Origin of the sequence: Acinetobacter sp. YH12046, assembly GCF_013419905.1 — a bacterium.
Classification (GTDB): Bacteria; Pseudomonadota; Gammaproteobacteria; order Pseudomonadales; family Moraxellaceae; genus Acinetobacter.
Map to the genome: position 1 here is coordinate 238906 of NZ_VOZF01000002.1, position 10812 is coordinate 249717.

Sequence of the window (10812 nt, forward strand, 5' to 3'; positions counted from 1 at the left end):
AAAAGCCTCTCTAAACGAGAGGCTTGATTCAATTTAATTTTATTAATTACTTTTAAATTTAACGTTCACGCAATGCTTCTTTAGCCTTGTTGAATGGCTTGATCAGATAGTCCATTACCGTTTTTGCGCCGGTACGAATGTCAACAGAGGCCACCATACCTGGTGTGATATTAAACTCCTGCCCGGCGGCATTTCTCAATTTGTCACTATCGGTACGGATATACACACGATAGTAGAACTGATCCTGTTTGACTTCATCCCGCAAGGTATCTGGCGAAATCACAGTCACTTTGCCTTTTAGACCGCCATAAATCGAGTAATCATAGGCAGTAATCTTAACCAGTGCTTCCTGATCAGGACGGATAAAAGCAATATCACGTGGTGAAATCCGAGCTTCAACCAGTAATTTTTCATCCAGAGGCACGATGGTCATCAGCTTGCCATTTTGTGGTACCACGCCACCCAAAGTCATGACATCAATTTCTTTGACCACGCCACGAACTGGGGATTTAAAAATGGTCCGGTTCAAGGTATCTGACTTGCCGCGTACCACCTGTTGCTGAGTTTCCACATCAGTATTGGCTTTGGAAAGTTCTTCCCGTGCTTTAACATAGTACTGGTTACGAATATCATTCATCTGGTTACGCAGGTCATTGGCTTCTCGCTTCAACCGTAAAACTTCAACTTCACTGGCTGCCCCTTTAGCCACCAATGGCGCGGTCATTTCCAGTTCCTGTTGTACCAGTACCAATGCCTGTTGCAAGCCGGCAAGAGATTCTTCCAGATTGGCACGACGTGACTGATACAGTGCGGTTTCTTCTTTAACCAGTTTCGGATATTTCAGCACTTCTTCAGGGAAAGACAATGGCGTACCACTCACTTCTGCACGTAAACGGGCGGAAGTCGCACGTGAAGCGATTAGTAAGGATTCTGATTCACCGACATTTGATTCAAAGCGGGTTGGATCAAGCTGAGCCAAGACTTGGCCACGTTCTACAATCTCGCCTTCTTTAACATTTAACTTGGTTAGAATGCCGCCCTCCAGAGACTGAATCACCTGTTCTTTGGAAGATGGAATGACTTTACCCGTACCGGTCGAGACCTCTTCCAGTTTAAATAGCCAGGCCCATGTCAATAGAATTAACAAGCCAATGCCCACAATCCAGATAATCAGACTAGATTTAGGTAATGGCGGTTCCTGAAAGCTCACTTTGTTTGAACGCGTTAATGTTTGTGGTTCACTCATGCGCTTGCTCCCACGACCCGTTTAGTTCCTACCTGTGACTGATTTAATATTTGGTCTCGTGGACCATCCATGACAATTTTGCCATCATTGACCACGAGAATACGGTCAACTAACTCCAGTACGGCGCGACGATGCGTTGCCACTACCAGTGTACGATGGGACAGATACCCTTTCAGATGATCAATTAACTGCTTTTCTGAAACGTCATCAATCGCTGCGGTTGGTTCATCTAGCAACAAAATTTTAGGCTGGCGGATCAGGAGCCGTGCCAGTAACAAGGCTTGACGCTGTCCACCCGAGAAGCCCACTCCACCTTCCAGAATGATATGATCCAGACCTTCTTTTTTCTCCTGAACAAAGTTAAGTGCACCAGTGATTTGCAAGGCTTCCAGAATCTGTTGATCTGTAGCGATCGGTGCACCCAAAGTCAGGTTTTCACGGATACTGCCGTAAAAGAGTTGTGAATTCTGATTGAGCAGGCCCATATCACGGCGTACATCTGAAGGATCGATCAGAGTCAGATCAATACCATCCAGTTTGACCTTACCCTGTGCTGGGGTTTGCATGCCCGACAACAGTTGTAACAGCGTCGATTTACCTGCACCGTTACGGCCCAGAATTGCAATTTTTTCACCTGGCTTAATTTCCAGTTTTGGAATGACCAGACTCGGTTTGGGATCATCATCGCCGTATTTGAATACCACGCCACTCAGCTCATAATGACCATCCAATACAGGACGGTGAATCAGATGTGAATAATCCGGCTGATCCACCGGTTTTTTCATTAACTCATCCAGACCGCCTTTAGCAACTTTGGCTTGCTGTAAACGGCCCAAGACACCGGTAATTTGTGAAATAGGTGCCAGCATCCGTGATGATAAAATCGAACAGGCAACTAAAGCACCCGTGGTCATCTCACCATCCATCACCGCAAATGCACCGACCAAGACCACAATGGCAAAGGTGAGTCCCTGAATTTTTTGGGTCCATGCTGTCATTAAGCCAACAATTTTACGTTGTTGCATGCTGACATCAGCAGAGACTTCATTCATGTGATTCCATTGGTTCTGGAAGCGGGTTTCAGCTCTTAACAGCTTGATATCTTCAATCCCTTGTACGGCTTCCACTAATAAAGCATTACGGATCGCAGATTCACGCATTCCTAACTGTGCCAACTTAGCCAGTTTTTTCTGCGCCAGAATCCCTGGAAGAATCATGAGTGGTACTACCAGTAGCATGACCCAGAACAGGTTGCCGCCAATAATCCAGAAGATCCCCAGGAACAGGAAGAAGAATGGCAGATCTGCAATAGCCGTCACGGTAGTTGAAGTGACCAGTTCACGCACACCTTCGAGTTCACGAATCTGCGAAATAAACGTTCCGGTCGATTTGGAACGCTCACTGTTTTTAATTCTTAAGGAATGCCCAAATACCCGGTCAGATATTTTCAGGTCAGCCCGTTTACCAATAATGTCTGAAAGATAAATACGGGATACCCGCAATACAAACTCGAAAATCGCCGCAATCAGTACACCACCGGCCAACACCCATAAAGTAGGAATCGATTGTGAAAGAATGACACGGTCATAAACGTTCATCGAGAAGACAATCGTTGCCAAAGCCAGAATATTGGCGATTAAAGAGGCAAACATCACATCGATATAGCGTTTCCAGTCTTTCAATACAATTGACCAGAACCAGTTTTTCTCAAAGGGCTTGATATATTCGTCGACACGCGCATCCGGTACAGAAGACTCTGGTCGCAGGATATAAACATGCTTCGCACCAGCCTCTAACTGCTCGATGGTAAAACTTTGCGATAAACCGGCATCTCCACTCAGTTGTACACTGACATTGCCTTGTGTGTCGATACGTTCAATAACACCGACATCTCCGCTATCAAATTCAACCAATAAGGGCAAACGCCAGGGATTCAGCAGACTGCTATCAAATTTATTTTTACGGACATTCAATCCCATCTGACGGCTGACAATCTTGAGCATTTCATCAATGTCATGATGCTGGTTCCAGTCCAGTTGCAGACGAATGCGCTCCTCAGATGGTTCGATCCGATAATGCTTGGCAATATTTAAAACTGCCTGAAGCCACGGTTGATAATTTATTGTAGTACTCATGGCTGAACTTCAAACCCCTGAATAGAAATACGGTTAAGCGCGTAAATATCCCGTGTACGACCTGTCACCTGAATGTATTGCACAATCGCCGAATAGATGTCATAGCGCGCTGATTCAATTTCCTGTGCTGCGCTGTGAATCGCCTGTTCTGCATTCAATAAATCCACTACAGTCCGAGTGCCCAATTTATATTGTTCTTGATATAGCTCTTTGGTTCGTACCGTGGTTTCACGGCGCTGAGCCAGGACATCCATTTGTCTTTGTTTATTTTCGATCTGTTCCCGGATTAAACGAACCTGATCCAGCACATCCAGATAGACAGTATTGACCTGTGCGCGTGCAGCTTCTTCGGCATAACTGGCAGCACGTGCCTGAGACCGAACAGCGCCCCCCTGATAAAAATTACTGCTAGCTTCAATCATAATTGAATTATAAAAGCCATCATCTTCATTATTATTTGGATTTCGACCATTGACTGCCTGACTTAAGCTACTTTTCAGATTAATGGTCGGATAACGGCTTAAACGTGCCTGATCTTTTTGCAATCGAGCTACATCTACCCCCCCTGAATGTGCCAAGATCATGCTTGGAATCTGGGTAAATTCAGGATCCTGATAAAGATCAGCCTGGGTCACGATACGATCTGGAATTTCCCATTGGATTGCAGAGGCATCAAATCCCAATAAAGTTCGTAGACGTTGCTGATATTGTCTTAACTGGGTCTGTTGCACGATCAGGTTAGATTGCGCAGCTTCCAGATTGGACTGCGCCTGAACCGGATCAGCCTGTGTGCTAATTCCGGCGCGGGCACGTAAATTGGCAATTTCTGCAATTCGTGCAATGCCCTGAATCTGTTGTTCGGCAATCTTGGTAATTTCCTGATAGCGCTTAATATTGACGATGGCATCCGCTACTTCCAGTGCAACCTGATCCAGACTCACCAGTACCCTTGCCTGATCTTCTGCCAGTCTCGCTTCTTCAACACTCACATTGGTTCTAATCTTGCCAAAGTCATATAGCATCTGGGTTGCATTCAGAGAAACCACCTGACGTCCACGTTCACCTGAGGTCAAATCTCCGGTACCCACACCGCCAGATAACTGCGGATAATAGGCTGCTTTGGCCACATCAATATTGGCTGCCTGTGCAGATAAAGACGAAATACTCTGGGCAATTTCCGGACGACGCTGAACTGCTGTATGAACCGCCTCAATCAGACTCATTTTTGCAGGAATACCAGCATTTATAGGTCGAATTGAAGATTGTCCCTGCTACGGTCGACTAATCTGCGGCAGTTCAGCCACCTTTGAGGTATCCAGTGAGTACTGACTAACTGAGCTAATATCAATCGTCTGCGCTGATCGCGTTGGCTCTGGTGCAATCAGTTTTCCTAATCCACTTTTAATATTATTAAAATAATTCTGTGAATTTTCTGCATGTACGAATGGCACAGATAAAGGCAAAAGAAGAATGATCCATATTCCCTTATTTTTATCTATTATCCCCTGAACATTTTTTAAGTGCTGCACCCTAAATTGCATAATAATGAATGTTTCGTGTTTTAGCCTAACAATATATCAAATCATACAAAAAGATAGCTTTTTCGTCTTAATTTAAGTAAAAAAAACCCGCATTTGACGACTAAAGTCTTAATGCGGGTTTTTCTGATAATGAAAATTTTCTATACAGTAAAGTCATCACCCAGATAAACTTTACGTACCGTTTCATTGGCCAGAATTTCTTGTGCCGTGCCTTCAGCAATGACTGAACCTTCGCTGACAATATAGGCATGTTCACAGATGGCCAAAGTTTCACGAACGTTATGATCGGTAATCAATACCCCAATTCCACGATCTTTCAGCGTCGTAATAATATCTTTAATATCACCCACTGAAATCGGGTCAACCCCGGCAAAAGGTTCATCCAATAACATGAATTTAGGGTCAGCTGCCAACGCACGGGCAATTTCAGCACGACGACGTTCACCACCCGAAACACTCATACCCAATGAATCTTTAATATGGGTAATTTTAAAGTCTGCTAGTAATTCGGCTAAACGTTGTTGACGCTGAGCTTTGCTTAAATCCTTACGGGTTTCCAGAATCGCCATAATATTTTCAGAAATGGTTAGTTTTCTAAAAATAGAAGCTTCCTGAGGTAAATAGCCAATCCCTTTTCGCGCACGTTCATGCATTGCCAAGTCAGACAAATCGAGATCATCCAGATGGATTTCACCCTTGTCCATACGCACCAGACCCACCACCATATAGAAACTGGTAGTTTTACCTGCACCATTAGGCCCTAAAAGCCCAACAATCTGCCCACTTTCCATACTGAAGGAAACGTCCTTGACTACCCAGCGTTTACTATAATTTTTCGCCAGATGCTTAATGGTTAAAGTTTGAACCTGATGCGTCTGTGCCATTAATCACGTGCTCCCGGAAAGGATTTCGAAGATGAAGGCGGAATCACGATTTGTACACGACCTGCTGCTGAACCGGTTTTATTTGGTGTACCTGTTGCTTCAATATCGCCTTTATTCATGCTGTATTTCAGTGTATTACCACGGATACTAGCGCCATCTTGCTGCAAGTAGGCATTTCCAGATAGGGTAATAATCCCGGTTTCCGCATTATAGACAATTTTCTGTGCCTGACCTTTGGCCAAACCTTTGGCAGGATCAACTTTCTGCTGAAATTGAGCCGGGCTACCTGTTGCCGTAATCAGGCTGATCTGTTTTTTATTATTCAGATTCGCCACAATCGAATTGGCCTGCAATTTCATGGTGCCCTGTTCAATAATGACATTACCTGAATAAGTCGTGACTCCAGTACGCTCATTAAAAGTCGCACGGTCAGCTAATAAGGTAATCGGCTGATTACGATCAGATGGCAATGCAAACGCAGTGGCTGAACCCAATGCAACCAGACTTAACAACGCAGCGCGCTTAAGGAAAGTTTTCATCATTTTAGCTCTAGGAATTTGGTTCATACTTTCCTCGAATATTAAAGAATTCGTATTGACCATCATTAAGATTGGCTTTTAGGCCCTGACTGATAAATTCAGCCTGTGGAGATTCAACAATGACAGTTTTATCGGTTTCAATTTCACGTGTTTTCGGAAAAGCGGTCAGCTCCTCGGTACGGAACTGCATTTTTCCATTTTGCATGATCTTGGTCGCCAGCACTTCTTGAGAAAGTACAACTTTTGTATTGTCATCATAACCGTTGCCCTGTTTGGCAAAGAATGTCGCATCAATCTGACCGTCTTTATAGGTCGTTGCCTGCAGATTTTTGAGACTTGAAGTCTCTAGCTGCAGGTTTTGTTCAAGCTGGTCGACCTGGGCACGAACAGACAACATGCCCTTTTCATCAGTTTGGGTTAAGTTAATATTATTCGCAGAATAGGTCATGCTACGTGCAGAATCAGTCTGCAACTTGTTGCCTTTACCGCTGTAATAGTAATAACCACCACTTATTGCGGCAATGATAATAGCCGTAAGATATAAAACTCTAGTGTCCATAAGCGGTGTACTTAATCCAGGATGTATGACTTATTAATAAGGCGCACGAGTATATTTTTCAAGTAACTCTTGGTACTTACCTTTGGACATCAGTAACATGTCACAAATCTCGCGTACCGCACCACGACCACCATAGGCTTGCGTTACCAGATCAGCACGACGACGCACTTCAACATGGCCGTTTGGAACAGTCACTTTCATGCCTGCAATCGCGAAGGCAGACAGATCAGGCCAGTCATCACCCATGTATAAACAGTCTTCAGGATCGATATTGAGCTGAGTACACGCTTCACGCAAAGCAGTCCCTTTATCTTCGCGGCCCTGATAAACCAGATCTACACCTAAATCCGACATACGTTTCTGTACGATATTGCTTTGACGCCCAGTGATAATGATCACTTTGATTCCGGCTTGCTGTACCAGTTTCATACCCAGACCATCACGGATATCAAAAGACTTGATCTCATCGCCCGTGTTGGTCAATGTGACAAAACCGTCGCTTAAAATACCATCTACATCAAGTACCAGTGCCTCAATATGACGTGCCTGCTCTAATAATACATAAGATGCCATTTATTAATTTACCCCAGCCTGAATCAGGTCATGCATACTAATTACACCAATGACTTTATTGGCATCATCAACCACTACAAATTGATTAATTTTACGTTCGTTCATTTTTTCCAGTGCAACGACAGCACGTGCTTCCTGAGAAATTGTCAGCGGATTTTTGGTCATTACTTCCTGAATCGGTAAATTGACATCAAAACCTTGCTGTTTGTCGATCAGGCGGCGTAAGTCACCATCAGTGAAAATACCCAGCAGAAGGTCATTTTGATCCACAATTGTGGTTAAACCTAGGCGTTTATTTGAAATCTCGTATAAAACTTGATTCATTGGTGTATCTGGTGACACTTTTGGCAATTCCGAACCAGTGTGCATTAAGTGTTTTACATGCAGCAATAAGCGTTTACCCAAGGCACCCGCTGGATGTGACAAGGCAAAATCGTCAGCAGTAAAACCTCGTGCATCTAAAAGAGCGACAGCCAGTGCATCACCCAGCGCTAAAGTTGCTGTTGTACTCGAAGTCGGTGCCAGGCCAAGTGGACAGGCTTCCTGAAGATGACCTAGAGTTAAAGCCACATCAGCATTTTGTGGCATTGGGCCTTTGGCATCCCCACTAATGGTAATTAAGGGAATTTCCAGACGCTTGATCAGAGGCATCAGCATCATGATTTCATCGCTTTTGCCTGAGTTTGAAATGGCAATCAGTACATCACCCGGTACCAGCATACCGAGATCCCCATGCCCTGCCTCGCCCGGGTGCATGAAGAATGAAGGCGTACCCGTAGACGCAAAAGTTGCCGCCATCTTACGGCCAATATGCCCGGATTTCCCCATCCCGGTAATCACCAGACGACCTTTGCACTGCAGGATAATTTCACATGCCTGACTAAAACGCTCATCGATCTGCGTGGCTAAAATCTGTAATGCTTGTTCTTCGATACGCAAGGTTTCAAGTGCAACTTTCTGGAAGTCTATTTGATTTGGCATATTTGGTGGGTTCAAAGTAGGTTTACCTTAACTCTATACAGAGTTGACTCATTCTAGCAAAAAATAATTTTCGCAATTTTATCATATCTATGCAAATAGCAGGTTTCAAAATGTAGAGCTTTTCATAAAACTTAAACAGAATGTTTTAAAATTTCCCTGACTGAAAGCTCTTCCATATTCAGAATTTCATTATGTTAATCAGCCCTCATTGTCCTTTTTATTTTGCGTAGGCAATAAAAAACCCCAATCTTTCGATCAGGGTTTTTTGAATTTTGGAGCGGGAAACGAGACTCGAACTCGCGACCCCAACCTTGGCAAGGTTGTGCTCTACCAACTGAGCTATTCCCGCAATATGGGAGTGAATTATAGAGAGTTTCTGCTAACTGTCAACTCTCTATTGATTCAACTGTCGAATTAATCAGCACGACGCCATACAGTTCCTTGACGGGTATCTTCCAGCACCACTCCTTGGTCTAATAAAGACTGGCGGATTTCATCGGCACGAGCAAAGTTTTTCTCTTTTTTGGCATCTTTACGTTGCTGGATCAGATCTTCAATCTGCTCTTCAGACAAGCCTAAAGCTTCCTGACCAATATCAGACTTCAAGAATTCATCGACATTGTGCTGTACCAGACCCAGAATATTGGTGAGATGGCGCAGAGTAGAATAATAAACTGTAGCCTGTTCCTGATTCTGGTCTTTTACTGCACGGTTCAGCTCTTTATTCAGTTCAAACAACACAGCAATGGCTTCTGGCGTATTGAAGTCATCACGCATGGCTGTATTGAAACGCTCAACAAAGCTTTGATCTAAAGTTTCAACAACCTGCTCACCATATACCGCTTGATAAGCTTTAAAAGAATGATAGAAACGCATCAGCGTATTTTTCGCTTCTTTTAAAGCTACATCTGAATAGTTCACCGGGCTGCGGTAGTGTGAAGATACGATAAAGTAACGCACCACTTCTGGATGGAATTTTTCAATCACATCACGGATAGTGAAGAAGTTACCCAAAGACTTCGACATCTTTTCACCATCGACATTGATGAAGCCAGCATGCATCCAGTAGTTCACATACTGCTCACCTGTCGCTGCTTCAGATTGTGCAATCTCGTTTTCATGATGCGGGAAGCTTAAATCAGCACCGCCACCATGAATATCAAAATGATTGCCCAGGCAGCAGGTTGACATCGCAGAACATTCAATATGCCATCCTGGACGACCATTGCCCCATGGTGAAGCCCAAGAAGGTTCATTTTCTTTGGCATGTTTCCAAAGTACAAAGTCAAATGGGTGTTTTTTCTCAACTTCGACGTCTACACGTTCAGAAGCGCCTGCCTGCATATCTTCCAGTTTACGGCCTGAAAGGCGGCCGTATTTGGCAAATTTTTCAACTTCGAAATAAACATCGCCATTATTTGCCGGATATGCAGTCCCTTTTTCCACTAGCGTACCAATCATGTTTTGCATTTGATTGATGTAATCGGTGGCTTTTGGTGCTTCATCCGGTGCAAGACAGCCTAACTTGGCAAAGTCTTCATTCATGGCATCAATAAAACGGCTGGTCAGTGATGAAATGCTTTCCCCATTTTCATTGGCACGTTTAATAATCTTGTCGTCAATGTCAGTGATATTACGGACATATTTTACTTTCCAGCCCTGACTGCGCAGAAAACGGATAATATAGTCAAATGCAACCACGGTACGTGCATGTCCGATATGACAGTAGTCATAGACCGTCATCCCACAGACATACAGATCAATCTGACCTTCTTTACGAGGCACAAATTCTACTTTTTTACGTTGCTCTGAGTTATATAGAACAAATGGTTGCATAGGTCTTCTAGAATGCTTTTACAAATGATGGCTCATCTTAACCTAAGCATTATTTTTCATAAAGTTTTAAGAAAAGTTTTCAAGGTTTTTTTCTGCGGTTATTTTTTATTACATAGACAGATCATGCATGGAACGTAAGGTAATCCTCCCATAAATAACCGAAGTTAAAAGTAGAGGTTAAGCAGCCATTAGAGGTGGCTTTCCTTTGTTAGCTTGATGTGGTCTTTCATGGTTGTAATGCCACAACCAGCTTGTTGCATAATCTTGTACTTCATCCAAAGTATCAAATAAATGCTTGCTCAGCCAACTATAACGTATGGTCCGATTATAGCGTTCAATATACGCATTCTGCTGTGGCTTACCTGGTTGAATATATTCAATACGAATACCGTGCTCAGTAGCCCAGCGCACAAATTCGTGACTGATAAATTCGGGACCATTATCGCATCGGATCACTAACGGTTTTTCTCTCCACTCCAGCAATTGATTCAACGTACGAATAACCCTGATTGTGGGCA

General features: G+C 43.7%; 9 protein-coding genes, 1 tRNA gene and 1 pseudogene. All 11 read right to left on the reverse strand.

Annotated elements, in window-relative coordinates; all coding sequences use genetic code 11:
* Positions 1 to 58: 58 nt before the first annotated feature.
* The gene (locus FTU03_RS02900; protein WP_004786223.1) at positions 59 to 1246 is read right to left on the reverse strand and encodes an HlyD family efflux transporter periplasmic adaptor subunit; all 1188 of its coding nucleotides are present in this window, start codon (positions 1244 to 1246) and stop codon (positions 59 to 61) included.
* A complete protein-coding gene (locus tag FTU03_RS02905; RefSeq protein WP_179992293.1) occupies positions 1243 to 3381 on the reverse strand; it encodes a type I secretion system permease/ATPase in 2139 nt (712 codons plus the stop codon). Before FTU03_RS02905 ends, FTU03_RS02900 begins: the two co-directional genes overlap by 4 nt.
* Positions 3378 to 4922 (reverse strand): annotated as a pseudogene (locus FTU03_RS02910) (TolC family outer membrane protein). Before FTU03_RS02910 ends, FTU03_RS02905 begins: the two are co-directional and overlap by 4 nt.
* A gap of 140 nt (positions 4923 to 5062) precedes the next feature.
* On the reverse strand, positions 5063 to 5806 hold the full coding sequence (gene lptB, locus FTU03_RS02915; RefSeq protein ID WP_004786227.1) for an LPS export ABC transporter ATP-binding protein: 744 nt from the start codon (positions 5804 to 5806) through the stop codon (positions 5063 to 5065).
* Complete coding sequence (gene lptA / locus FTU03_RS02920; protein WP_159122791.1) at positions 5806 to 6372, reverse strand: lipopolysaccharide transport periplasmic protein LptA; 567 nt, start codon at positions 6370 to 6372, stop codon at positions 5806 to 5808. The genes lptB and lptA overlap by 1 nt, the downstream gene beginning before the upstream one ends.
* Positions 6356 to 6904 carry an LPS export ABC transporter periplasmic protein LptC gene (gene lptC, locus FTU03_RS02925; protein WP_034705852.1) on the reverse strand — a complete coding sequence of 183 codons (549 nt, stop codon included), beginning with the start codon at positions 6902 to 6904 and terminating at the stop codon, positions 6356 to 6358. Before lptC ends, lptA begins: the two co-directional genes overlap by 17 nt.
* 33 nt (positions 6905 to 6937) lie before the next feature.
* Complete coding sequence (locus FTU03_RS02930; protein WP_034170294.1) at positions 6938 to 7477, reverse strand: HAD family hydrolase; 540 nt, start codon at positions 7475 to 7477, stop codon at positions 6938 to 6940.
* 3 nt (positions 7478 to 7480) lie between these two features.
* Positions 7481 to 8458, reverse strand: coding sequence for a KpsF/GutQ family sugar-phosphate isomerase (locus FTU03_RS02935; RefSeq protein ID WP_004786235.1), 978 nt, complete (start codon positions 8456 to 8458; stop codon positions 7481 to 7483).
* Between the two features lie 273 nt (positions 8459 to 8731).
* Positions 8732 to 8807, reverse strand: a tRNA-Gly gene (locus tag FTU03_RS02940).
* 65 nt (positions 8808 to 8872) lie between these two features.
* Complete coding sequence (cysS, locus tag FTU03_RS02945; RefSeq protein WP_179992291.1) at positions 8873 to 10294, reverse strand: cysteine--tRNA ligase; 1422 nt, start codon at positions 10292 to 10294, stop codon at positions 8873 to 8875.
* Between the two features lie 177 nt (positions 10295 to 10471).
* On the reverse strand, positions 10472 to 10812 hold a 341-nt coding region (locus FTU03_RS02950; protein ID WP_179992290.1), incomplete at its 5' end, for an integrase core domain-containing protein.

What these genes read in the sequence shown, in the direction of transcription:
- FTU03_RS02900 (WP_004786223.1), bottom strand. Translation starts at nt 1,246, where the DNA reads ATGAGTGAACCACAAACATTAACGCGTTCAAACAAAGTGAGCTTTCAG.
- FTU03_RS02905 (WP_179992293.1), bottom strand. Translation starts at nt 3,381, where the DNA reads ATGAGTACTACAATAAATTATCAACCGTGGCTTCAGGCAGTTTTAAAT.
- lptB (WP_004786227.1), bottom strand. Translation starts at nt 5,806, where the DNA reads ATGGCACAGACGCATCAGGTTCAAACTTTAACCATTAAGCATCTGGCG.
- lptA (WP_159122791.1), bottom strand. Translation starts at nt 6,372, where the DNA reads ATGAACCAAATTCCTAGAGCTAAAATGATGAAAACTTTCCTTAAGCGC.
- lptC (WP_034705852.1), bottom strand. Translation starts at nt 6,904, where the DNA reads ATGGACACTAGAGTTTTATATCTTACGGCTATTATCATTGCCGCAATA.
- FTU03_RS02930 (WP_034170294.1), bottom strand. Translation starts at nt 7,477, where the DNA reads ATGGCATCTTATGTATTATTAGAGCAGGCACGTCATATTGAGGCACTG.
- FTU03_RS02935 (WP_004786235.1), bottom strand. Translation starts at nt 8,458, where the DNA reads ATGCCAAATCAAATAGACTTCCAGAAAGTTGCACTTGAAACCTTGCGT.
- cysS (WP_179992291.1), bottom strand. Translation starts at nt 10,294, where the DNA reads ATGCAACCATTTGTTCTATATAACTCAGAGCAACGTAAAAAAGTAGAA.